This is a genomic window from Neisseria maigaei (assembly GCF_958267405.1).
Lineage (GTDB): Bacteria > Pseudomonadota > Gammaproteobacteria > Burkholderiales > Neisseriaceae > Neisseria > Neisseria bergeri.
Genome location: NZ_CATQFT010000003.1, coordinates 98,504 through 123,935 on the forward strand (window position 1 = coordinate 98,504; position 25,432 = coordinate 123,935).

The window sequence follows — 25,432 nt, forward strand, 5'->3', positions numbered from 1 at the left end:
AGTTAAATTTTAAAAGGCCGTCTGAAAATTTTCAGACGGCCTTTTAAGTTTGTTATCCAATTCAAAAACAGCAAATATAAAAAAGCCGATAACCTTTCCGATGTATCGGCTTTCGCTATCTGCCCAACGCTTAATTTTTGCCGGGTAATTCTTTTTCGCTCAATGGTTTGATGTACCAAATATCGCGGCAGTAGTCCGCAATGGCGCGGTCGGATGAGAAGAAGCCCATATTGGCGATGTTGATCAGTGCCGATTTCTGCCACGCGGAGGTGTTGCGGTAGTGTCCGTCCGCTTTGTATTGCGTGTCGATATAGCTGCGGAAATCCGCCATCAGTTGATAGTAGTCGCCGTACGGCTGCAACACGTCCTTGTAGCGGCCCGGCTCTTCCGGCGAAAACGCACCTTGGCTGATTTGGTTGACGACGCGGCGCAGGTCGCTGTCGCGCTCGATATAGCTCAAGGGGTCGTAACCATTGCGGCGGATTTCTTCGACTTGTTCGACGGTATTGCCGAAGATATAGCAGTTGTCCTCGCCGACTTTTTCCAGAATTTCGACGTTCGCGCCGTCCAGCGTACCCATACAGATTGCGCCGTTGAGGGCGAATTTCATATTGCCGGTACCGGATGCTTCCGTTCCTGCCAGTGAGATTTGTTCGTGCAAATCGGCGGCGGGGATGATGATTTGGGCGAGGCTGACGCTGTAATTTGGGATGAACACGACTTTAATCAGGTCGCGGATGCGCTCGTCGTTGTTGATAACTTTGGCAACGTCGTTAATCAGGCGGATGATTTTTTTCGCCATATAGTAGGCGGATGCGGCTTTGCCGGCAAAGATAAACACGCGCGGCTGCCAATCGTAATCCGGGTTTTCCAAGATTTTGTTGTAGCGGTCAACAATGTGCATCACGTTCAAGGCTTGGCGTTTGTATTCGTGGATGCGTTTGATTTGGATGTCGAAAAGCGCGTCGGTGCTGACTTTGATACCCAACTCAGTTTCGATGTATCGGGCGAGGCGTTCTTTGGCGGCTTTTTTGACTGCGCCGAACTCCGCCTGCACGGCGGCATCGTCCGCCCTGCCGTTGAGCTTGGTCAGCTTGTCCAAATGCAAACGCCAGTCGTCTCCGCCCAAATGTTTGTCGAGGAACTTGGTCAACTCGGGGTTGGCGATGTTGATCCAGCGGCGCGGGGTTACGCCGTTGGTAACGTTGGTAAAGCGTTCGGGGAACACTTTGGCGAAGTCCGCAAAAATGGTGTTGACCATCAGGTCGGAGTGGATTTTCGCCACGCCGTTGACCTTGTGCGAACCGATGACGGCAAGCCAGCCCATACGCACGCGGCGGCCGTGGGTTTCGTCGATGATGGAGACGCGACGGACAAAGTCTTCATCAAAACCCTGTTCCTGTACGCTGTTGAGGAAGTGGGCGTTGATTTCAAAGATGATGTCCAGATGTCGGGGCAGCAGGCGCGCCATCAGCTCGACCGGCCAGGTTTCCAAAGCTTCGCTCATCAGCGTGTGGTTGGTGTAGGAGAAGATTTTGCAGCACATTTCCCATGCTTTTGTCCATTCGAAGCCTTCTTCGTCAATCAGGATACGCATCAACTCCGGAATGGCGAGTACGGGGTGGGTGTCGTTCAGGTGGATGGCGGCTTTGTCGGCAAGATTTTCAACGCTCGGGAAACGGCATTTGTGGCGTGCGACGATGTCTTGAACCGAGGCGGAAACAAGGAAATATTCCTGTTTCAGGCGCAGCTCTCTGCCGCTGTCGGTAGAATCGTTCGGATAGAGGACGCGGGAGATGTTTTCGTCGCTGTTTTGCGCGCGGACGGCAGAGGCATAGTCGCCCTTATTGAAGTCGGCAAGGTTGAACAGTTTGCCGGCGTGCGCCGTCCACAAGCGCAACGGGTTGGCACATTCGCCGCCGTAGCCCGGGATGATTTCGTCGTATGCCATCGCGGAGATTTCTTCGTCGGGCTGCCATTCTTTTTTGCCGCCCATGTTCAAAAGCTGACCGCCGAAACGGACGGAATACTGTTTGTTCGGACGGGCAAACTGCCAAGCCAAATCCTGATCCAGCCACAAATCGGGTTTTTCAACCTGCTGTCCGTCCGCGATTTCCTGTTTGAACATACCGTATTGGTAGCGGATGCCGTAGCCCATTGCCGGAATCCGCAAAGTGGCGAGCGAATCGAGGAAGCAGGCGGCAAGGCGACCCAAACCGCCGTTGCCCAGGCCGGGGTCCTGTTCTTGTTCGCACACGTCGGCGAACTCTTTGCCCAGTTGGCGGAACGCTTCTTCAAATTCGGCGTAAACGCCTTCATTAATCAAGGCGTTGACAAAGGCGCGGCCGAGCAGGAATTCCATAGACAGGTAGTAAACCATACGCTTCCCGTTTTCGATGTGGGCGCGGCGGGTTTTCAGGAAGTCTTCGGCAATCAGGTCGCGTGCGGCAAGCATGGCGGCGTTGAGCCATTGGTGTTCGTTGGCATCTTTGGGGTCTGCGCCCAAAATGAAAATCAGTTTGTAGACAATCGCTTTGCGGATGGTCTCGGCATCTGGTTTGGGCATGACGTAGTCGAAACCGGAAATGGGAAGTTTTTGAGCCATGTGAAACAGCCTTTCTCTGCGGGGTGATTGAAAAATAGGTTTCCGTATGCCGTCAGAAGGGTCGCCGGTTCAGACGGCATTTCTTTTATTTGTGTTCGGACGGGTCATGCTTCCTGCTTCAAAACCCAAATGCCCATATGTCCGGCGGCAAACCGATTTTCAGAAACATTGTAATTAAATTTCTCCGATGGTACGCAAGAAACCTGCCACCGTCCTTGAGGCAGGTTAAAAAACTGCCGATTACGCGCACCGTTGACCAACAGCAGCCACTGCCCGTCCAGCAGAACCTGCATCGATTTCGCCGTCTTGTCGTGCCAGTTTTCATGATTCATCGGCACTCCGTCGGCATTCAGCCAACGTACCCTGCCCTCCGTCCACCAGATGTTTTCGTTCAAAATGTCGATTTCCCGGCGCAGGGCAATCAGCGATTTCGTGTAATCCTGCAACATTTCGTCCGCGTCCTGCCAGTCGAGCCACGCAATCGGGTTGTCTTGGCAATAGGCATTGTTGTTGCCCTGCTGGCTGTTGCCGAACTCGTCGCCGCCGAGCAGCATCGGGATGCCGTTGGAAAGGAACAGCGAGGCGAGCAGTGCTTTGGCGGTGTATTCGCGGCTTTGCCGTATGTCCGCGTCGCCGGTCGCGCCTTCGATGCCGTGGTTGTAGCTGATGTTGCCGTTGTGTCCGTCGCGGTTGCCTTCGCCGTTGGCATCGTTGTGTTTTTCGTTGTAACTGACCAAGTCGCGCAGGGTGAAGCCATCGTGTGCGGTAATGAAGTTGAGGCTTGCCGAGGGCTTGCGTCCGCCGTGCCGGAACAGGTCGGATGAACCTGCCAGACGTTCGGCAAACGCACCCAAATTGCCGTTTTCCCATACCCAAAACGCGCGCATATCGTCGCGGAAACGTCCGTTCCATTCGGCAAACGGCGGCGGAAACTGCCCCAAACGGTAGCCGTCGCCGCCGATGTCCCACGCTTCGGCAATCAGTTTCACATCTGCCAGCACGGGGTCTTGGTAAAGCGTTTGGAAAAAATGCCCGTCCGTTCGGAAATCCGGCCCGCGTCCCAAAACCGTTCCCAAGTCGAAGCGGAAACCGTCTATATGGAAGTGTTCCGCCCAATAGCGCAGGCTGTCCGCAGCCCAACGCGCCACATCGCGGTCGGCAATACGCAGCGTGTTGCCGCAGCCCGACCAGTTTTCATAACCGCCGTGCGGCTTGTGCCAATACCAGCGCGCATTGTCGATACCGCGCTGGCACAGCATCGCGCCAGTTTCGTCCTGTTCGGCGGTATGGTTGTACACCACGTCCAAAATCACTTCCAAACCTGCCGCGTGCAGCGATTTGACCGCCTGTTTCAGCTCCGCCGCAGCCTGTTCCGCCTCCGCCGCATAGGACGGCTCGACTGCGAAATGGGCGCAAGTGTTGTAACCCCAATAGTTCGACAGCCCCGCCTGCTGCAAATGGTATTCGTCAAGATGCTGCTGAACCGGCAGCAGCTCGAGCGTGGTAACGCCCAAATCCTTCAAATAGGCAATCACGCGCGTATCGGACAGGGCGCGGTATGTTCCGGCGTGTGCCAAATCGGGAAACTGTTTGGTCAGCCCCTTGACGTGCGCCTCGTAAATCACGGTTTGCGCCAAGGGGACGCGCGGACGGCGGTCGCCGCCCCAGTCGAAACCGTCATCGCCACGCACCACGCTTTTGGGCGCGAACGCCGCGTTGTCGCGCCCGTCCTCCGGCCTGAACCATGCCATCTCTTCCGCATTGCGGAAACCCGGTTTGCCGTCGGTCTGCCGCGCATACGGATCGAGCAGCAGCTTTTGCGGATTGAAACAGGATTCCGCCTCCGCGTCCGCCCTGCCGTACACGCGGTAGCCGTAACGCTGCCCCGCGCCGATTCCGCGCACAAAGCCATAAAACACCGTGCCTTCGTGCGAAGGCAGCACCAAGCGCGTTTCCCTGTTTCCACCATCAAACAGGCACAGTTCCACTTTTTCGGCATTGCCTGAAAACAAGGCGAAATTGACCCCGCCGTCCATCGGCACCGCCCCCATCGGATAAGGAAATCCGCTTTCGATAACATATTTTTCGGCAACCATAAAACCGTTCCAAAAATAAAATAATCAAATGACTCAGCCCGATACAACGGATAAAGCCCCGATGCCGTCTGAAGCGGGCTTTCCCGCCTTCAGACGGCATCTCAAACTTCAAAACCCGATTCATCGTGCGGTGCTTTATGTGCCGTCCTGTGTGTTGAAGCATCTAAACGCCGACGCGCCACACCGCCTTCAGACGGCATCGCCGCCCTTCCCTGCAAACGGACGGCAGCGGCGGATCGTTAAAACCCGGTCTGAAAAATAAGCGGTGGCGCAAAAGCCGTTTCAGCCGCCGCAAAGCCCGTGCCGACGAACCCCGAATCGTTCCGCAACCGGCACGGCAAGGGCGGCACGCGTTCAGACGGCATCCCGAGGCTCGAAATGCCGTCTGAAGGATTTTGCGGCAGGCAGTCAAGATGGAGCAAAACACCAAGTCGGCAAAATCCGCCGCGCCTGTCAAACAACACGGCAGGAAGCCGCCCTGCACCAATCCGCCCTATCCCTTGGGCAATGCCTCTTCATCCAGCGATTTGAGCCACGCCAGCTTTTCGCCGATTTTGATTTCCAGCCCGCGCGGAACGGGTTGATAGAAATCCGGTTCGTCCAAGCCGTCGGGCATATAGCTTTCGCCGACGGCGTAGGCGTTCGGTTCGTCGTGGGCGTAGCGGTATTCGCGTCCGTAGCCCAATTCCTTCATCAACTTGGTCGGGGCGTTGCGCAGGTGGACGGGCACTTCGTCGCTGGCGTTTTCTTTGACGAAGCGGCGCATTTGGTTGTATGCCTTGTAGCCCGCGTTGGATTTGGCGGCGGCGGCAAGGTACAGCACAGCTTGCGCCAGCGCCAGTTCGCCCTCGGGCGAGCCTAAGCGTTCGTAGGTGGCGGCGGCATCGTTGGCGATTTGCAAGGCGCGCGGGTCGGCAAGCCCGATGTCTTCCCACGCCATACGCACGATGCGTCGGGCGAGGTAGCGCGGGTCGGTGCCGCCGTCGAGCATACGGCAGAACCAATACAGCGCGGCATTCGGATGCGAACCGCGCACGGATTTGTGCAGGGCGGAGATTTGGTTGTAGAAACTCTCGCCGCCTTTGTCGAAACGGCGGATTTGCGCCCCCAAACTGTCGGCGAGAAATTCAGCGGTCAGGGTTTTCAGACGGCGCGTGTCGGCGGCGCGTAAAAGTTGTTCCAACAGATTCAACAACCTGCGCGCATCACCGTCGGCGGTATTCACGAGCAGTTCCTGCGCGTCGGCTTCAATCGTGAAATCGCGGTATTCGGGCAAAGCCAACACTTTGGCAACCAGCTTTTTGAGGTCGTCTGAAGACAAGGGCTGCAAAACATACACCTGCGCACGGCTCAACAACGCGGGATTGACTTCAAACGACGGATTTTCCGTAGTCGCACCGATAAAGGTCAGCAAACCGTTTTCCACATAAGGCAAAAACGCGTCCTGCTGCGCCTTGTTGAAACGGTGGACTTCATCGACAAATAAAATCGTCGCGCGTCCCTGCTGCAAAGCGATTTCGGCTTTATCGATTGCCTCGCGGATGTCTTTTACGCCGGAAAACACGGCGGAAACAGGCAGAAACTGGGCATTGAAACTCTGCGCCAAAATCCGCGCCAACGTCGTCTTGCCCACGCCCGGCGGTCCCCACAGCAGCATAGAATGCGGCTTGCCGCCTTCTACCGCCACGCGCAAAGGTTTACCTTCGCCGATAAGGTGTTCCTGCCCCACCACGTCGTCAAGCGTATGCGGGCGCAGGCGTTCGGCAAGCGGCGCATCGGGTTCTCGGACAAACAAATCGGTCATAACGACTCCGTCAACAGGTTTGCAAACAATATGATTATACGGCAGGGAAAGGCGGCGTGCCGCATACGGATACCGCCCCTCCGTTTGCACTAAGCCGCTATTAGGCGCATACTGGAAAAGACGAGAGACTTCACACAATATATCCGGCACTGAGACCGATTCCGCACCGGCATAACAATACCCAAATCAGAGTTTCAATTAAACATTAAGGAGACTTTGATGAAACAAAATAGAAAATTTGCTTTATCTACCATTGCTTTGTTGATTCAAGCAGCATTATGTTTTGAGGCTAACGCTGCTGAATATGAAGTTGAAAATGTAGAGTATGTATCTTTGCAACCGGACCCGCAAAGATTAGGTTCAGTTTCAACTTGGAAGGGGGGTAAGATCACAGTAAAGCAAACTATTTTGCCTTATTGGCAGAAAGGGGAAACCCGTAGGAAATTAGAAGTCATTACCACCGGAAACGGAGCAGATGGAAACTTACTGGTCAACGGCGTTTACGGCATCCAATCTTTTGCGGACCCACAATTGGGATATACGCCTGAATTATTGGTAAAAAGCAATAATGATATTATTTTCAACAATGATTTTCAATCTGTTGACGTACAACCCCATTCCGGAAATATCCATTTGGATGCCAAAGGAAAAATTCAATTTAATTTGAATGTTGCCGATAAGGCAACAGATCCAACCACACATCAAGAAAAGTTAGTGAATGATAAAGCCTTAGTACGGTACTACAACACTATCACCCCCCCCCCCGATGAAAATGACAAAGGCAGCATATCCTTTCATTCAAAAACAGGCAATTTGTTCAATATGAACGTTAACGTTCATAAGGATACACACCATTTCGGCATTCAAAACCTCAACAATACCGATGTTAATCTGACTGCCGAAGACGGCGATAATGTGGTTGCGATTAAAGGGAAGCTTGCCGACCCTATGCCGGCAGGAAAAGTTGAGAGTACAAGTTTTTTAAGGGGTATTGAAACGGCTTTTAAATCCAATACCGTATTAAGGGGAAATAACAATAAAATATCCATCACCACTGAGGGCGGCGGCTTGGGATTGGGCGTAAACGGTCTCCAGTCCAACTCCCCCTATTCCGGACACACGACGGGCATTTTCATCAATAATCAATCAAGCGACCTTACCAAACCTTCCCTTGACGGCGTCAGCACCATCGAACTCAAAGCCGTCAAGGGGAATAATGAAGTTGATTTAAATGTAAAACACCACGCCTCCGTAAAAGGCATTATCGCGTCGCATTCTGCAACAGCGACGCTTGAAGCCGAGGGGGATAATATTGTCCGGGTTAAAAATCCGGACACCAATACGGCTTTAATCAATGCCTGGAAAGAAAAATACCCCAATAATTCGCCAGAACTATACAGGGTGGGGGTTCAATCCACGACTGACAGCGATGTAGTTTTGAATGCGGCAAACAATATCATTGAGATAGGGGGTAATCCGATGAACCAAGCAGGGATTACCGCTCACGGAAATGCCACGATTACCCTCAAGGCAAAAGAAAACAATAAAATTACCGTGGAAAACGCCGCATACAGCAGCGACGGTATTTCGACTTTGATTAACAGAACGGGGGCAAGACCCGGAAAAAGGGATGACGGAAACAAAATCATACTGGAAGCCGGCGGCGATAATATTGTTACCATGAAATCCGGCGATGCGGATGCGGATTATGTAAACAACTCTGACATATTAAAGGGAACAGACTCTTATAAATACAAACGAGGTTCCAACGGCATCTTTGCCTATGACGACAAATCGCTAGTCAAACTGGTTGGCGAGAATAATATCGTTAAGAGTGAAATCAGTGAAAAATCTAGGGCATTAAATGGGGGATTTGACCATAACAGCATTTATTCTTGGAATAAGGCAAAAGTTGAGCTGTCTGCGAAGAACGATAATATCGTACAAGGCGGAACAAGCGGTTTGCGTTCAAGCGACTCCTCAATCGTCCTCGAGGGTAAAAATAATGCAATTTCAAGTCTGAAACATAACGTTTTCGCCTACAACAAGGCAAAGGTAGATTTGACTGCCGAAAATAAAAACACATTATCCGATGCGGAATTTGGCGTGTATGCCCTCCATGCAACAAGCACGGTCAATTTGTCTTCAAAAGATAAAAATGAGGTAAAAAGCACCAAAATCGGTCTGTATTCGCAAGACGGCGGTTCAATCAATGTAGATGGAAAAGATAATATTATTGAAGGCGACAAGTTTGCCTTGATTGGAATGAATGGAAATTTAAGCATCCACGCAAACCATGAAAACCAAATTAATTCAAAAGAATCGGGAATCTATGCTGGAAATACTGCAAAAATAGCCTTAACCGGCGAAAGCAATACGATTCATGCAAGCAATGCCGCCATTCATTCATTAGACAAAAGTGAAGTCAGCATAGACGGGCAAATAACGATTCATTCCAGCGTGGCAAATATCGCCCGAAGGGATAACAGCCTGATTAATTTAAGGTACAAAGGCAACAGCAGTATTGATGGGGCAACTGTATCGGATGGCGGCAGTGTTTCCATTACGCCGTTAGATAATTCAGATGATAATGTTATGCGTTTGACTGGCGATGTCTTGGCGGTAAATAAGGGTAAAGTGGAATTAGATTTCACGCCGAACAGCCGTTTAGTGGGACGTTTGGACAATTTCAGCGGCTTAAATAACCCCAAACATAAAGATTTATTTGAGCAATATGTCAATCTAGACAGCAAAAGTGCGGGCGAAATTAACCTTAATTTAGCCAAAGACGCGCTATGGACGATGACAGGTCAAAGTTGGATGGATAAATTGAGCGGCGAAGGTACGGTTGATTTTGACAGTAACAGCAAAACGAGCGGACGCGCCTTACATATCGGCGAATTGGCGGGTGCCAATAAATTCTTGATGCATCTGAATAAAGACGGCATTCACAGCGATATGCTCTATGTGAAAAAAGGAACGTCCACTCCGCAAGAAGTCGTCGTCAAAAATCTGTCCGAAGTGCTCGACAGTATGAATTACGGCGACCGCCTGCGTTTTGCGACTGTTCGAGAAAATTCAGGCAATGAATTTGTGAACGGTAAGAAATATATTGATGATACACATCTTATGGAGCAGGCTTTAACGGTTGAATATTCTGACCATAAAACTGACCCAAGCAATAACGAAGATTACAATCGCAGATTTAATGGTGAAACAATGACTGCTGAAAAAGCAGGTAACACAGATGTGGATGCGATGTATGGTAGCGAGCATAGAAAAAATGTCTATTTAGTCAAACAGGCTACGGGCAATCCGAGCCGAAATGTCAAAAATATAAGCGATATGTTCGACTCAACCGCACATTATGCGTTCACTTTGGATACTTATACCAAACGCGAAGGGGAACGGGCTTTTTCAACGTTGGATAAAAAAGAAGGCGATTGGATAAGGCTGACGCATAGCCGTTTGATTCAATCCAATGCGTTTAGGTTTCATAACAACGATTTTGAAATCGGATATGACCGCTTCAGCCTCAACGAGCAGGAGAAAAAACGCAAATGGGGCATAAGTTTCGACTACGGCCACGGCAGGACATCGTTATGGAATACGTTTGGCAAGGGCAAAATCAGGAAATATGAATTGGCTCTGTACAATACTACCCAATACATAGATAAAGAAGGAGACGAAACAGGGTATATCGACAATGTATTAAAAATAGGAAAACTGCGTAACCGTGTGATTGCACGAAATCATATGGGGCAATTATGGGGCGAGGGAAAATATAGCAACACCCTATTCTCTATCAGCACCGAATACGGCCGCCGTAAATTTTTGGATGACGATAAATTGTGGCGGATTACACCGCAAGTACAGTTGCAATATTCCTATTTAAGAGGTGCGGGCTACCGGCTCGACAATGGTATAAATGTCAACTTAAGCCACGTAAACAGCCTGATAGGCCGTTTGGGTTTGGATGTCGTGAGAAAATTTGACGAAGGCAAAAAACTTTTCTATATCAAAGGCAATATCCTTCATGAATTTTTGGGCAGCCGTTCCTTTAAGGCATTTGAAGGCAACAGCAATTATGCTCAAAAATGGAATACGAGGGGGACTTGGTATTCCGTCGGCTTGGGCTACAATGCGCGGACAGGCAAAAAAACGTATGTCTTTGCCGATGCGGAAAAAGAGTTTTCCGGCGGCAAAAAAGGTTCGTACAACATCCGCTTATCCGTTTCCCATCAGTTTGACTGAATGATTGGAACCTTATCGCAACAATGGGTTAAATCTAATTCGAGTCTTTAGGATAAACCACAATGAAATGCCGTCTGAACCGCTTTCAGACGGCATTTTTGCCAATGGGCAAAATGACGGCGGCGGGATTTTTTATTTTCCCGATTGAAGTATAATGTCGCCGGATTCAACCGGATATTCAAACGGTTTACTCCAACACTCGGAACGGCGCATAAAACGCCGCCCTGCGCGTTATCCCAAACGGGGCGGCTAATCAGATCCTATCGCCATAAAACGGCGGGGTTTCAACCGAAAAGGAATTGAGATGAATAAAACCTTGTCTATTTTGCCGGTGGCAATCTTACTCGGCGGCTGCGCCGGCAGCGGCAACACATTCGGTGGCTTAGACGGCGGCACAGGTATGGGCGGCAGCATCGTCAAAATGGCGGTAGAAAGCCAATGCCGTGCGGAATTGAACAAACGCAGCGAATGGCGTTTGACCGCGCTGGCGATGAGTGCCGAAAAACAGGCGGAATGGGAAAACAAGATTTGCGCTTGCGTCGCCCAAGAAGCCCCCGAACGGATGACCGGCAGCGATGTGATGCAGATGCTGAATCCGTCCACGCGCAATCAGGCGCTTGCCGCCCTGACCGCCAAAACGGTTTCTGCCTGCTTCGGCAGGCTATACCGCTAAAATCTTCAAAAGGTGTGGCGGCAATGCCGTCTGAAGCCGTTTTTATTGCAACTTTTACAGAAGGGAAAATTGATGGACTACATCAGCACACGCGGCGAAACCGCACCCAAACCGTTCAGCGAAGTTTTATTGATGGGGCTCGCCCCCGACGGCGGACTAATGCTGCCGGAACATTATCCGCAAATCGGGCGGGAAACCTTGGACAAATGGCGTGGTTTGGCTTATCCCGAATTGGCGTTTGAAATTATGCGCCTGTTCGTTACCGACATTCCGGAGGACGATTTGCACGATATTCTGAACCGTACTTACACGGAAGCGGCGTTCGGTACTAAGGAAATCACCCCCGTCCGCACGCTTTCAGACGGCATCAAAATCCAAGCCTTGTCCAACGGCCCAACGCTGGCGTTCAAAGATATGGCGATGCAGTTTTTGGGCAATGCGTTTGAATATGTTTTAAACAAAGAAGGCAAAAAACTCAATATCTTGGGCGCAACCAGCGGCGATACGGGTTCGGCTGCGGAATATGCCTTGCGCGGCAAAAAGGGCGTGAACGTATTTATGTTGTCGCCCGACGGTAAGATGAGCGCGTTCCAACGCGCGCAGATGTACAGCCTGCAAGACGGGAATATCCACAATATCGCCGTGAAGGGGATGTTTGACGACTGTCAGGATATTGTGAAGGCGGTGCAGAACGATGCCGCATTCAAGGAAAAATACCATATCGGTACGGTCAACTCGATCAACTGGGGGCGCATCGTCGCGCAAGTGGTTTATTACTTTGCAGGCTATTTCAAAGCGACGCAAAGCAATGACGAAACCGTCAGCTTCTGCGTGCCGAGCGGCAACTTCGGCAATGTTTGCGCGGGACACATCGCCAAACAAATGGGCCTGCCTGTCCGCCGCCTGATTGTCGCGACCAATGAAAACGATGTGTTGGACGAGTTTTTCAAAACCGGCGCATACTGCCCTCGCAACAGCGCGCATACTTATGTTACCTCCAGCCCGTCGATGGACATTTCCAAAGCGTCCAACTTCGAGCGTTTCGTGTTCGACCTGATGGATCGCGATCCTCATGAAATCAATACGCTTTGGGCGGAAGTGGCGGCGGGCAAAGGCTTTGACCTGCGGTTTGCCTTGGACAAAGTCGGCGGTAAATACGGCTTTACTTCCGGCAAGTCCACCCACGCCGACCGCCTCGCCACCATCAAACAGGTTTACGAGCAAGACCAAGAACTCATCGACCCGCACACTGCCGACGGCGTAAAAGTCGCCCGCGAAGTGCGCGAAGAAGGTGAAACGGTGGTTTGTTTGGAAACCGCGTTGGCGGCGAAATTCGATGCGACCATACGCGAAGCCGTCGGCGATGTTGCCATTCCGCGCCCCGCCGCGCTGGAAGGTTTGGAAAACCTGCCGCAGCGCGTGCAAACCGTGCCGAACAGTGCGGATGCGGTAAAAGGCATCATCGAACAAACCCTTGCCTGATGTTCCGTACAGGGGCATTCCGCCCGAACTTAAGATTGAAAGAAAATGACCTTACCTATGCAGGAAACCCGTTTTTCCATACTGTTGGACGAATTGGCGGCAAAACAGGAGACCGCTATCGCCCCCCACCTGCTTGCCGACGGAACCAAGGTATGGATACGCAAAGCAGGCAGGCACAATGCACGATGGCGTTACGCGCTGCTCGGTATGGTTGCCCGATATTTGAAACTGGGGGTGTTGAAGCCGGTTCCCAGCCTCGGCGGCGAGCCTGCCATTGCAACCGAATCAAAACGCCTGTACGAATTGCGCGCGGCGGGGATAGCCGTTCCCGAATTGCTCGCCGTCCGGAAAAATGCCCTTATGTTCGGCAATTTGGAAGGCATCCCGCTCGATGCGCAAATCCGCCAAGAAGCCGAAGCCGGAAAGGCGGACGCTTGGCTTGCCGGTTTGGAAGCCATTGCACGCGTGCATAAAAAACAGCAGTTCCTCAGTCAGGCGTTTGCGCGGAATATGATGTCGGACGGAAAAAACATCAGCTTTTTGGATTTTGAAGACGACCCTTCCGAGGTCCTGACCATAGCGCAATGCCAAGCCCGCGACTGGCTCTGCTACATCCATTCGACCGCGCTGATATTGAAAAACGGCGGGCTGCTGGAAGCGGCTGCGGAAAAATGGGGCGGCGTATTGTCGGATCAGCCTGCCGAAATACAAAGGCTGATTGCCGCCACCGTCAAACCGATCCTCCCGATACGCAGGCTGGAACACCCACGCTGGGGACGGGACGCGCTCAGGCTGGCAGCCTCGATTTCCCTGATTTCCCTTGCCGATATGCCGCCGTAAGCCGCCGCCTGCCCAGCGATGCCGTCTGAAGCCCTTCAGACGGCATATAACCAACGCGCATCAAGCATTGTCGCAACCATCCGTTTCGTTTAGAATTTTGGCTTTATCCCGAATCGGGCAGACATTTCCACTCTGCCGCACGTCCCGAACAAGCACTATCCATTTCTTTTACTGACAGGAAACCCAAATGGCAGCATTCAATACCCAAAAAGTATTGTCCGTACACCACTGGACAGACGCATATTTTACCTTTACCTGCACCCGCGACGAATCATTGCGCTTTGAAAACGGCCAATTCGTCATGGTCGGATTGATGGTGGACGGCAAGCCGCTGATGCGCGCATACAGCGTCGCCTCCGCCAACTGGGAAGAACACCTCGAATTTTTCAGCATTAAAGTCCAAGACGGCCCGCTGACCAGCCGCCTGCAACACCTCAAAGTCGGCGACGACGTGTTAATCAGCAAAAAACCGACCGGAACTCTGGTTGCCGGCGATCTGAATCCGGGCAAACACCTTTACCTGTTGAGCACCGGTACCGGCATCGCCCCTTTCTTGAGCATCACCAAAGACCCCGAAATTTACGAACAGTTTGAAAAAATCATCCTCGTACACGGCGTGCGCTACAAAAAAGACTTGGCGTACTACGACCGCTTTACCAAAGAATTGCCCGAACACGAATACCTCGGCGATTTGGTTAGGGAAAAACTGATTTACTACCCGATTGTTTCCCGCGAAGACTTTGAACACCACGGCCGCCTGACCGACCTGATGGTAAGCGGCAAACTGTTTGAAGACATCGGCCTGCCCAAAATCAACCCGCAAGACGACCGCGCGATGCTGTGCGGCAGCCCTGCGATGCTGAAAGATACCTGCAAAGTTTTGGACGATTTCGGACTGACCGTCTCTCCGAAAACCGGCGTGCGCGGCGACTATCTGATCGAGCGCGCGTTTGTGGATCAATAAGCTGCTTGAAAATGCCGTCTGAACGGCATCAGCGATAAAAAACCCGAATCCTGCCAATCAGGATTCGGGTTTTTATAGTGGGTAAAAATTAGAAATGCACATTTCCGTCATTTCCGCGCAGGCGGGAATCCAGACCTATCCGTTAATTAGCATTTGAAAATAAAAGAAAAACCAAGCATATGGGTTCCCACTTGCGGGGGAATCTTCATCGTCTCATTTTTGTTTTCATCAACTTTTCCTAAACTTTCCTGTTTGGCTGCATAATCAGACTTGACTTTGTTATTTTCCATATTGAGCTTCTCTTAATTTGAAAAAATTAACATAAACATTTAAAAATAAAACAAAATTATATAATAAAGAAAATAATGAGAATATAAAGGATAAAAAGAGAGTTAAGTTATTTAATCGGACTTGTTCTCTATAAATCATAAGACACCAAATAAGCCATACTAAATTTAGTAAATAAAAACTGCTTATACCCAACTTTCTTTTCTTGGAACCTATTATTATTTCAACTCTGGATGAAAAAATAGAATTTAAAAATTTTTTTCTTTGATATATCGTTAATATCTCCCTAGTTTTTCTTAAAAAAAATATAATCATATATATACTACACAACATTGGTAATAAATAAATTAAAAGCGAAAGGTAATTAAATTGATAATTGTAAATTATATAATAAACAACATATGAAGAAAAAATTATTATAGATGATTTGCTATACGAATAAAAAAATATCCTACCTAGCCCGAACCTTCTTATAATTTGTACTATGTGATTATCCATTTCAATATCCATTTAAGTTTTCAATTAATTTTCTATATTTTTCAATGGCATGTATCATGCTGTGCTTGGGAAATATCATCTTGGTTGATGATCAAGCCATGTATGCAAAGATTGGAATATGGTATCTGTCGTGCTAATAATGCCCCCGTTACTGTTATACGTCTAAAGCAACGCTGTCCGTCATTGTTCGGACGGCATTTTTTCAGACGGCATGTCCGCCTGCTTGTGAAGCCGCATAGCATTGCCCAATACGACCAGCGAACTGAAGCTCATACCCAGCGCGGCAATCCACGGTTGGACATAACCCAAAACGGCAAGCGGTACGGCAATGATGTTGTAAGCACTCGCCCACGACAGGTTCTGACGGATAATCTGCCGCGTCCTTCCCGCCTGTACCAGCATATGCGGAACGGTATTCAAATCTTCGTTTAAAAGGACGATATCCGCGCCGTCCCTTGCAATATCGGTTCCTCCCGCCACGGCTGCAGAAGTATCGGCCTGTGCCAAAACAGGGGCATCGTTGATGCCGTCGCCTATCATCAACACTCTTTTCCCTTCTTTCTGCAAAGCCTTGACATATTCCAACTTGTCTTCCGGCATGGCTTGGGAACGGTAGTGTCCGATACCCAAGGCGCGTGCGGTTTCGGCAACGGCGGTTTCACGGTCTCCGCTGAGCAGGTGCAGGGTCAGGTTTTGCCGCTTCAACTTGCGGACAACTTCCTCCGCCCCCTCTTTCAACGGGTCTTGAAGATAAAACACAGCTTGGAAACCGAGCTGGTTGCCGAGATAGACCGCGCTGCCGCTTTCTAAAGACTGTTCATCCTGCGGAGGTTCTCCGGCGATTTTGGCGACATAAGCCGCCCTGCCCAATGCCCACACCTGCGTTTCCCCGTCGACGGTCAGTTGCGCGCCTACGCCTTCACCGACGTGATTGAGGCGTTGTCCGACCCGTATGTCAGGAATCATGCCGTCTGAAACACGGTGGTTGAGGATGGCGCGGGCAAGGGGATGTTCGGACTGTTGTTCTAACGCCTGCGCCACCGCGAGAACAAAGGCTTCGTCTGTACCGCTCGACAATGAGATATGGCTGACGGTGGGATTTCCCTGGGTCAGCGTTCCTGTTTTATCGAAGATGATGTCGGTGGTTTGGGCGAGCGTTTCCAGGGTTTGCTTACCGCTGATTAAAATGCCTTCACGCGCCAGCGCACCGGTAGAAGCTGCTAAGGCCGTCGGCGTGGCAAGCGATAAGGCGCACGGACAGGTAATGACAAGCAGGGCGACGGTAATCCAAAGCGCGGTATGCGCATCGGCGTAAAACATCCAACCGATAAATACGGGAACAGCAAGCAGCAGTTCCCCGAAAACGAATGTCGAGGCGTATTGTTCCGCCAACTCGGCGGTGCGCGGTTTTTGGGCCAGTGCGCGATCGAGCAGGCGGACGATATGGGACAGGCGCGTACTGCTGCCGGTACGGTCGGTGCGTATAATCAGGGGGCTTTGCGTGTTGAGTGTACCTGCGGTTACTTTTTCAGACGGCATTTTGGCGACGGGCAGGCTTTCACCCGTCAGCATAGATTCGTTGACCGCGCTGCTGCCTTCCAGCACCGTGCCGTCAACGGGGATGGTTTCGCCCGGTTTGACTATCACGATATCGCCCGCCTTCAATTTGACGACGGCTGCCTCGCAGGTTTCCTGCGTATCGGGGTAATCGGGCATATGATGGCAAAACGCAGGAATCAGCTTGACCAGCCTCTCTGCGGCATCTCCTGCCTTACGGCGGGCGATTTGTTCCATAAAACGTCCGCCCAGCAGGAAAAACAGCAGCATGGCGATGGATTCGAAATACATCCCCTGTCCCGCATTGGTCGCAAGGCTGTAAACGCCGGCAATAAAGGTCATGATGATGGCGACGGTAATCGGCGTGTCCATACCGACGCGGCGGTTTTTCAAGTCGCGCAGCGTGCCTTGATAAAACGGAACGGCGCAGTAAAAGACAACCGGCAACACCATCAGGAAGCCGCCCCAATGGAGGATTTGTAGGAAATCTTCTTCAATGTCGTTGCCGTAAAGGTAGGTCGGCAGCGCGAACATCATCGTCTGCATCATCCCCAGTCCGGCAACGGCGAGGCGGACGATGTATTGTTTGCGTTCTTTTTGGTTGGCGGCTTCGATTTTTTGCGCGTCATAGGGTGCGGCGGTGTAGCCTGTCTGCCGGATTTTCAACAGAATGTCGGAAAGGCGGATTTTGCCGTCCTCCCAGACGACGCGGCAACGGTGCGTGCTGTAATTGAGGTCGATGCGGACGATGCCGTCTGTACGCAAAAGCTGCTGTTCGATCAGCCAGACGCAGGCGGCGCAGGTGATACCGCCGAGCATTAAAACCGCCTCGCGCGTGCCGCCGTGGGTTTCCACAAAGTCGGACTGGACTTCGGGCAGGTCGTACAGGCGGATTTGGTCGAGGATTTCTTGGGGCGGTAGCTCGGTTTTTTGCGCGTCGGCGGTGCGTTGTTTGTAATAACTGCCCAAGCCCGCGTCAATAATGCTTTGTGCGACCGCCTGACAACCGGCGCAGCAGGTTTCTCGGTCTTCGTTTTCGTAACGGACGGTCAGATGCAGGTTTTCGGGAACGTCCAGCCCGCAGTGGAAACAGGTTTTTTTCATGGCGTTTCGGTTTCGTCTGTGTTTGGTGCGGCGGCACAATACTCGACAATGGCTTCGCGCAGTGCGTCTATACCGGTATTTTCAGCAACGGAAATGCGGACGGCAGCAATTTTTCCCGCAGCGTCGCGCCATATGCCCGTGTTTTGTTCTTCAGACGGCAGCAGGTCGGTTTTGTTGTACACCTTGATGCACGGAATATCGCCGGCATGGATTTCTTGCAGTACGTTTTCCACGTCTTCAATCTGCTGTCCGCTGTTCGGGGCGGCGGCATCGACGACGTGCAGCAGCACATCAGCTTGCGCGGTTTCTTCCAGCGTGGCGGAAAATGCCGAAATCAGCTTGTGCGGCAAATCGCTGACGAATCCGACGGTATCGGTCAGGATAATGCTGCATTCGGGACTGATGTACAGCCGCCGCGCCGTCGTGTCGAGTGTGGCGAAAAGCTGGTCTTTCGCATATATGCCCGACTTGGTCAGCCGGTTGAACAGGCTGGATTTGCCGACATTGGTATAGCCGACCAGCGCAAACGTTTTGATTCTGCCCGATTCTCGGGACTTGCGGCGCAGGGCGCGCTGTTTTTTGAGGCTGGCAAGCTGTTTTTTCAAGACATTAATCCGATGGGCGATCAATCGGCGGTCGGTTTCCAGTTTGGTTTCGCCGGGGCCTTTCATGCCGATACCGCCGCGCTGGCTTTGCAGGTGTCCGTAACCGCGTATCAAGCGTCCCGCCAAATGGCTTAATTGTGCCAACTCGACTTGCAGCCTGCCTTCCTGCGTACGGGCGCGGCGGGCGAAAATCGCCAGAATCAGCCCTACCCTGTCCAATACGCGGCATTGGAAGATTTTTTCCAAATTGCGTTCCTGCGTGGGCGTGAGTTCGTGGTTGAATACGACCAAATCGATGCCGTCTGCGGCAACTGCTTCCGACAGCTCCGCCGCCTTGCCCGTGCCGACAAACAGCGCGGTGTGCGGACGGTCGCGTTTGGCTGTCTCCACGATGACGGGATCGCCGCCTGCCGCCTTGACCAGCTCGACGGCCTCCGCCAATGCCGTCTGAAAACCGTTCAGACGGGCGGCACTGCTGCCCGTACCGTCTTTGTCCAACATTACGCCCACCAGCATGACGCGTTCCGGTTGCGCTTGGGTACTGCCGTTGCGGCCTGTTCTGCCTGTCATGTATTCAATCCTGTAAATAAAGGGTAACGCCGCGTCCCGGGCTGTCTTCCGGGGCAAGCGTGATGCGGCTGCCCGTCATTCCGCCAACGCTGAAGACGATGCCGCCCGCCTCGTGCCTTCCTATGGACAGGCGGCTGCCGAGCCGCTGCCGGTAGGTATAACGGGTACACGCGTCCAAACACCAGCGTCCGCGCCAGTGGATGAAATATTTTTCGCCTTTTTTGACGGCAAGCGTCTCGCCGCCGTTTACCTCAAAATAAGGGTAATCGGGTTTTCGGGTTTTAAACTGCCATTTCGCCTGCGCGCGCCGTCCGTTGCGGACATAGTCGAATACCGCCGTATAAAGCGTGCCGTATTCCAAAGGCTTGAGCGGGAAAAGCGCGAATTGGTACGTGGTCAGCCTGCCGTTGGGGTCGTTGCCGGCGGTTAAAACCCTGACGGGGCGGATTTCGTTTTTACCCTGATACAGCTTGAAACTTTTCATCGTAATTTTGCCTGCCGCCTCGGAAAAATCAATGCTGGCAGGATTGCCCGTCATTTCATATCCCGGCACGGGGTCGGGACGTTCCCCGTAAAAATAAGGCAGTGCGCCGCTGCCAACCGGATAGGCTGTATAAAGCAGCTCTTGTGCGGGCATGACTTCGTCGGTGTACACGACCGCACCGTTGTGGCAGGCGTTGCGGTAATAGTGCCGTCCCGCTTCAGGCTGATTTCTGCCTTGGGCGCAATGCCGCTCAAACCTGCCGTTGCCCTGATTGAATACGACGACGGTTTTACCGTTTTCGCGCACAAATGCCGCTCCTGCCTCATCCGTATGGCGGTCAAGCAGGGAAAGGCGGTGGTAGATTGCGCTCATCAATCCGTCAACCTGGCGTTGCTGCGTGCGGATGTCGCTGTCGGACGATTCGACGGCTTCTTCTTCCGTGCTGATGTTTTCATGCACGCCGTTGTAGAGATACCCGGCAAGACGTGTGCGTTCGGTCAGCTTTCGGTCGGTATAGTGAGGATTATCGGGATGATATTCTCCATGTCCGTCTTCGGGATTGAGCGTGAGATAGCGTGCGTGCCTGCGGGCGGAGTTTTCCAAAACCGGCGCGTGTGCCAGCTCGTGCAACCCGATTTGGGCGCGGATGCGGTTGAGGTAGTGCAGTGCATCGCCGCCGTCCCTGATTTGCGGTGCGGACGGATAGACAAGTTCGCCCGCCGGCACGGATTGGTTTTGGGTATGGTAGAAAACGCCTGCCGCCGAACCCAACAGAAGCAGCCAGATAACAAGGGATTTCATGATGTCGCACTTTCACCCCGGCAACGGGATATTTCATGAAAACGGCAAACTTGAAAATCACGTTTCCGCTTGCCGATTGCCAAACCGGCAAACCTTTCATCGTGCCGATGCCGAACCCAATGCCGTCTGAACCTTCAGACGGCATCGGGTGCTTATTTGTCCACCCGGATGGGTGCAGGTTCGTATTGTGTCGATTCGTCGCCGTAATACAGCACGCCGAGTTTGATGGGGATGCGTCCCTGCGATTTGCGGTGGGCATTGGAATCGCGCAAGGAATAGGCGCAGCCGCAATATTCCTGCTGGTAGAAGTTTTCACGTTTGCTGATTTCAATCATGCGCGCGCTGCCTCCGCCTTTGCGCCAGTTGAAATCCCAATACACCACATCATCGTAAGGCGCGGCGGCGCGGCGGCCGCAGTCGTTGATTTGCGCCATATTTTTCCAGCGTGAAATGCCCAGCGAGCTGGTGAAGACGGGGAACCCGTGTTCATGCGCGTATTGTGCCGCTTTTTCAAAACGCATATCGAAACACATCGTACAGCGGATGCCGCGTTCCGGCTCAAATTCCATGCCTTTGGCTTTGGCAAACCATTCTTTGCGGTCGTTTTCGTAATCGTCGTCTTTGTCGATGAAGGGGATGCCGAACTTTTCCGCAAAGCGCACGTTTTCCTCTTTTCGGAGCATATATTCTTTGTGCGGATGGATGTTGGGATTGTAGAAATAAATGGTGTAGTCGATGCCGCTGGCGAGCATCGCCTCCATCACTTCGCCGCTGCACGGGGCGCAGCAGGAATGCAGCAGGACCTTTTTGTTGCCGCCGGGCGGAACGAGAATCGGGCGGGCTATATCGGTAACGATGCGTGTTGTGTCCATAGTTTCAAATAGATGTTCTGTTTGGTGCAAACGGCTATTTTATCAGAGCCGCCGCATGTAAAACAGGGTGTCAGGGCATCAGCCCGAGCTGCCTGAACGAACAGATGCTTTGCGCCGTTACGATAAAATGGTCGAGCAGCGACACATCAACCAGCGACATGGCCTGTGCCAGCCGCCTTGTGAACATGATGTCTTCCTGCGAAGGTTCGGGCGAGCCGCCCGGATGGTTGTGCGCGATAATCAGGCTGTCCGCATACTCGTCCAAAGCCAGTTTGACGATTTCGCGGATGTAAATCGTGTTTTCCGCAACCGTACCGCGCGACAACTCTCTGACCGCAATCAGTTGGTTTTGGCGGTTCAACAGCAGCGCGACGCTGACTTCGACTTTTTCCTGCCCCAAATGAAAGCGTAAATAATCAGCAACGGTATCGGGATCGGATAAGGTAATTTCTTCTTGCAATTCTTCCGCCAATATCCGCCTCCCGATTTCCCTGACTACGGCGAACTGTGTGAAACTTGCCGTCCCCATACCCTTGTATGCCGACAGTTTGCCGACCTCCGCGCTCATCAGCTTCCCCAAGCTGCCGAACTCCTGCAGCAAATAACGCGCCAAATCGACCGCGCTCATTCCGCGCGTCCCGACGCGTAAAAGGATTGCCAAAAGTTCGGCATCGCTCAACGCCGCCGCCCCGCGTTCCAACAGCTTTTCCCTTGGCCTTTCGCCTTCCGGCCATTGCTTGATGCTCATGTTTTCCCTTTTTTAAAATAGTCTGAGATGCCGTCTGAAACAGATGTTCCCACACGCCAAATATCCGAAATGCCGTCTGAACCGGATTTCCGCTTCAGACGGCATCTGTATTTCAAAACAGTCTTACGCCGTTTCTTCCAACTCGATTGAAGCCGCCAGAAGCGACAGGCGTGCCATTACGCCGTAAACGTAGAGGCGGTTGTGGACATTATCGACATCGCAGTCTTTTTCGGATCGCGGCATACCCAGCGAATCCCACTGCTCGAATACGCGCTTGCAGGCTTCGGGGGCTTCTTGCGAATTATCGCCATTACCGGTAGGAATACTGTTGGACAGCGGCACAAACACCATACCGCCGGCGTTGAGGTTTTCGTCCGCACCGCGCCCTTCGTGCACGCGGAAGAAGCCGCCGATGACGAAGCGGTCCATCATATAGACGACGGGTTCGCACACCGCGCCGTTTAAGGTTTCATAGGTATAAATCCCTTCTTGGACAATCACTTCGCTGACTTCCAAGCCTTCTTTCACCTTCGCCATTTTGTTGCGGTTTTTACGGCTCAAGCCGCGTACTTCGTCGGCGGACTTGACGCTCATCACGCCCATGCCGTAAGTACCCGCGTCGGCTTTGACAATCACGAAAGGCTGGTCAGTAATACCCAGTTCGTCGTATTTGGCTTGAATTTTCGCCAATACGCGCTCTACTGCGCCTGCCAACGCATCTTCGCCTTCCCGCCCTTGGAAATCCAAACCACCGATTTTTTCAAAATAAGGGTTAATCTGCCATTCGTCGATGTCAATCAACTTGGCAAATTCGGCGGCAACTTGGTTATACGCGCCGAAATGATCTGTTTTGCGACGCGTCGTCCAACCGCCGTGCAACGGAGGCAATACGGTTTGGCTGATGTCTTTGAGAATGTCGGGAACACCTGCGGACAAGTCGTTATTCAACAAGACGACGCAAGGCGAGAAACCGTCTGCAAGATGGACGCGCTCACGGGTACGCAATAAAGGTTCCAACAGGATTTTGTCGCCCAATGCGGTTTCAAATTCGGCCGGTTCGGTTACTTCCGGATTCAAGCTGCCCAAGCGCACTTCATACCCTGCCGAACGCAAAATCTCGCTGAGGGCGTAAACGTTTTGCAGGTAAAACGTATTGCGCGTATGGTTTTCAGGAATAATCAATACGGACTTTGCCGTTTCGCAGGCACGCTGCACCGCATCTTGCGCAGCAACCGCCGCCAGCGGGATAAAGTTGAGATTCAAATTATTGAAGCCGCCCGGAAACAGGTTCATATCGATAGACGAAATTTTGTAACCGGCGTTGCGGATATCGACCGAACCATAAAACGGCGGGCGGTGCGTGTTCCACTGCGTGCGGAACCACGCTTCGATTTTGGCGTGATTGGACAGGATTTTTGCCTCAAACGCCTGAAGTTGCGCCGAATGTTCGGGCGACATAACCGGTAATTTCATCTTTCGTCTGCCTCTGTGTGTTTTTTGACAAGGTACAGATAATAATGCCTTTGAAAGAATGACGACAAGTATTCTTTCATATCGGATCATTCTTTAGATATAACTGTTTACCAAAATGGACAATATGTCTAATTTTTTCGTTAAAATTGTTTACAAAATAACACCGACTCAAAAATTAGACAAAATCTGTTGCGCGGTGTAAAGAATACGTCTAAAATCCGCCCAATCCGCATCACCATTTATCCAAAAGAACAACATCATGACAGCACAAACCCTTTACGACAAACTCTGGAACAGCCACGTCGTCCGCGAAGAAGAAGACGGCACTGTCCTGCTTTACATCGACCGCCATCTGGTTCACGAAGTAACCAGCCCGCAGGCGTTTGAAGGTCTGAAAATGGCGGGGCGCAAGCTGTGGCGCATCGACAGCGTCGTCTCCACCGCCGACCACAACACCCCGACCGGCGATTGGGACAAAGGCATCCAAGACCCGATTTCCAAGCTGCAAGTCGATACTTTGGATCAAAACATCAAAACATTCGGCGCACTCGCCTACTTCCCGTTTATGGACAAAGGTCAGGGCATCGTCCACGTTATGGGGCCCGAACAAGGCGCGACCCTGCCCGGTATGACCGTCGTCTGCGGCGATTCGCACACCTCCACCCACGGCGCATTCGGCGCGCTGGCGCACGGCATCGGCACTTCCGAAGTCGAACACACGATGGCGACCCAGTGCATTACCGCGAAAAAATCCAAATCCATGCTGATTGCCGTTGACGGCAAATTAAAAGCGGGCGTTACCGCCAAAGACGTGGCGCTTTACATCATCGGGCAAATCGGCACGGCGGGCGGCACGGGTTACGCCGTTGAGTTCGGCGGCGAAGCCATCCGCAGCCTTTCGATGGAAGGCAGGATGACCCTGTGCAATATGGCGATTGAGGCAGGCGCACGTTCCGGTATGGTCGCCGTCGATCAAACCACCATCGACTATGTCAAAGGCAAACCTTTCGCACCCAAAGGCGAGGCATGGGACAAAGCCGTCGAGTACTGGCGCACGCTGGTGTCTGACGAAGGCGCGGTTTTTGATAAAGAATACCGTTTCAACGCCGAAGACATCGAACCGCAAGTTACTTGGGGCACGTCGCCCGAAATGGTTTTAAACATCGGCGGCAAAGTGCCGAATCCCGCCGAAGAAACCGATCCGGTCAAACGCAGCGGTATGGAGCGCGCCCTCGAATATATGGGTTTGAAGGCCGGCACGCCGCTGAACGAAATCCCCGTCGACATCGTATTCATCGGCTCTTGCACCAACAGCCGCATCGAAGACTTGCGCGAAGCCGCCGCCATCGCCAAAGACCGCAAAAAAGCCGCCAACGTACAGCGCGTGTTGATCGTCCCAGGCTCCGGTTTGGTTAAAGAACAAGCCGAAAAAGAAGGCTTGGACAAAATTTTCATCGAAGCCGGCTTTGAATGGCGCGAACCGGGCTGTTCGATGTGCCTTGCGATGAATGCCGACCGCCTCGCGCCAGGTCAACGCTGCGCCTCCACGTCCAACCGCAATTTTGAAGGCCGCCAAGGCAACGGCGGGCGCACCCACCTCGTCAGCCCCGCTATGGCAGCCGCCGCCGCCGTTACCGGACACTTTACCGACATCCGCATGATGGCATAAGTATTTTCAGGCGGTCTTTAAGAATTTGACGAGGCCGTCTGAAAT

At 52.2% G+C, this 25,432-nt stretch carries 18 protein-coding genes; 8 read left to right on the plus strand and 10 right to left on the minus strand.

Going from position 1 to position 25,432, the window contains the following annotated elements; genetic code table 11:
• Positions 1-130 precede the first annotated feature (130 nt).
• Together Q3O06_RS02295 and glgX are read right to left on the minus strand one after the other, a co-directional pair.
• Positions 131-2,605: a glycogen/starch/alpha-glucan phosphorylase gene (locus Q3O06_RS02295; protein ID WP_301817439.1), complete on the minus strand. Its 2,475-nt coding sequence runs from the start codon at positions 2,603-2,605 to the stop codon at positions 131-133.
• Positions 2,606-2,709: 104 nt separating this feature from the next.
• A complete protein-coding gene (glgX, locus tag Q3O06_RS02300; protein WP_301817441.1) occupies positions 2,710-4,701 on the minus strand; it encodes a glycogen debranching protein GlgX in 1,992 nt (663 codons plus the stop codon).
• 61 nt (positions 4,702-4,762) lie between these two features.
• On the opposite strand from glgX, the gene Q3O06_RS02305 reads away from it, so the two are divergent.
• Positions 4,763-4,963: a hypothetical protein gene (locus Q3O06_RS02305; RefSeq protein ID WP_139042339.1), complete on the plus strand. Its 201-nt coding sequence runs from the start codon at positions 4,763-4,765 to the stop codon at positions 4,961-4,963.
• A gap of 231 nt (positions 4,964-5,194) precedes the next feature.
• Here Q3O06_RS02305 and Q3O06_RS02310 read toward each other — a convergent pair whose 3' ends face one another.
• A complete protein-coding gene (locus Q3O06_RS02310) occupies positions 5,195-6,505 on the minus strand; it encodes a replication-associated recombination protein A (RefSeq protein ID WP_301817444.1) in 1,311 nt (436 codons plus the stop codon).
• A 531-nt stretch (positions 6,506-7,036) separates the two neighbouring features.
• On the opposite strand from Q3O06_RS02310, the gene Q3O06_RS02315 reads away from it, so the two are divergent.
• The 5 genes from Q3O06_RS02315 to Q3O06_RS02335 all read left to right on the plus strand — a co-directional run bounded on the left by Q3O06_RS02315 (position 7,037) and on the right by Q3O06_RS02335 (position 14,718).
• Positions 7,037-10,759: an autotransporter outer membrane beta-barrel domain-containing protein gene (locus tag Q3O06_RS02315; RefSeq protein WP_373323484.1), complete on the plus strand. Its 3,723-nt coding sequence runs from the start codon at positions 7,037-7,039 to the stop codon at positions 10,757-10,759.
• Between the two features lie 304 nt (positions 10,760-11,063).
• On the plus strand, positions 11,064-11,432 hold the full coding sequence (locus tag Q3O06_RS02320; RefSeq protein WP_301817445.1) for a hypothetical protein: 369 nt from the start codon (positions 11,064-11,066) through the stop codon (positions 11,430-11,432).
• Between the two features lie 72 nt (positions 11,433-11,504).
• Positions 11,505-12,914, plus strand: a complete 1,410-nt coding sequence (thrC, locus tag Q3O06_RS02325) for a threonine synthase (RefSeq protein ID WP_301817446.1) — start codon at positions 11,505-11,507, stop codon at positions 12,912-12,914.
• Positions 12,915-12,959: 45 nt separating this feature from the next.
• Entirely contained in the window at positions 12,960-13,754 is a 795-nt protein-coding gene (locus Q3O06_RS02330) for a BUD32 family EKC/KEOPS complex subunit (RefSeq protein ID WP_301817447.1), read from the plus strand.
• A gap of 187 nt (positions 13,755-13,941) precedes the next feature.
• Entirely contained in the window at positions 13,942-14,718 is a 777-nt protein-coding gene (locus tag Q3O06_RS02335; protein WP_118996787.1) for a ferredoxin--NADP reductase, read from the plus strand.
• A gap of 146 nt (positions 14,719-14,864) precedes the next feature.
• On the opposite strand, the gene Q3O06_RS02340 is transcribed toward Q3O06_RS02335, so the two are convergent.
• The 6 genes from Q3O06_RS02340 to radC form a co-directional block, all read right to left on the minus strand.
• Positions 14,865-15,008: a hypothetical protein gene (locus Q3O06_RS02340; RefSeq protein ID WP_002244108.1), complete on the minus strand. Its 144-nt coding sequence runs from the start codon at positions 15,006-15,008 to the stop codon at positions 14,865-14,867.
• Positions 15,009-15,684: 676 nt separating this feature from the next.
• Complete coding sequence (locus Q3O06_RS02345; protein WP_301817452.1) at positions 15,685-18,165, minus strand: heavy metal translocating P-type ATPase; 2,481 nt, start codon at positions 18,163-18,165, stop codon at positions 15,685-15,687.
• On the minus strand, positions 18,162-19,340 hold the full coding sequence (hflX, locus tag Q3O06_RS02350; RefSeq protein ID WP_301817453.1) for a GTPase HflX: 1,179 nt from the start codon (positions 19,338-19,340) through the stop codon (positions 18,162-18,164). Before hflX ends, Q3O06_RS02345 begins: the two co-directional genes overlap by 4 nt.
• 4 nt (positions 19,341-19,344) lie before the next feature.
• Positions 19,345-20,625 (minus strand): CAP domain-containing protein, encoded by a 1,281-nt coding sequence (locus tag Q3O06_RS02355; protein WP_301817454.1) that lies wholly within the window; start codon positions 20,623-20,625, stop codon positions 19,345-19,347.
• A 152-nt stretch (positions 20,626-20,777) separates the two neighbouring features.
• Positions 20,778-21,497: an epoxyqueuosine reductase QueH gene (locus Q3O06_RS02360; RefSeq protein ID WP_301817456.1), complete on the minus strand. Its 720-nt coding sequence runs from the start codon at positions 21,495-21,497 to the stop codon at positions 20,778-20,780.
• A gap of 70 nt (positions 21,498-21,567) precedes the next feature.
• Complete coding sequence (radC, locus tag Q3O06_RS02365) at positions 21,568-22,245, minus strand: RadC family protein (protein WP_301817458.1); 678 nt, start codon at positions 22,243-22,245, stop codon at positions 21,568-21,570.
• A gap of 27 nt (positions 22,246-22,272) precedes the next feature.
• Here radC and Q3O06_RS02370 point away from each other — a divergent pair, with 27 nt between their 5' ends.
• Complete coding sequence (locus tag Q3O06_RS02370) at positions 22,273-22,395, plus strand: hypothetical protein (protein ID WP_255294323.1); 123 nt, start codon at positions 22,273-22,275, stop codon at positions 22,393-22,395.
• On the opposite strand, the gene gshA is transcribed toward Q3O06_RS02370, so the two are convergent.
• Positions 22,369-23,718 (minus strand): glutamate--cysteine ligase, encoded by a 1,350-nt coding sequence (gshA, locus tag Q3O06_RS02375; RefSeq protein ID WP_301817464.1) that lies wholly within the window; start codon positions 23,716-23,718, stop codon positions 22,369-22,371. The genes Q3O06_RS02370 and gshA overlap by 27 nt on opposite strands.
• Before the next feature lie 259 nt (positions 23,719-23,977).
• Here gshA and leuC point away from each other — a divergent pair, with 259 nt between their 5' ends.
• Positions 23,978-25,387 (plus strand): 3-isopropylmalate dehydratase large subunit, encoded by a 1,410-nt coding sequence (leuC, locus tag Q3O06_RS02380; protein WP_118792616.1) that lies wholly within the window; start codon positions 23,978-23,980, stop codon positions 25,385-25,387.
• The last annotated feature ends 45 nt before the right edge of the window (positions 25,388-25,432 follow it).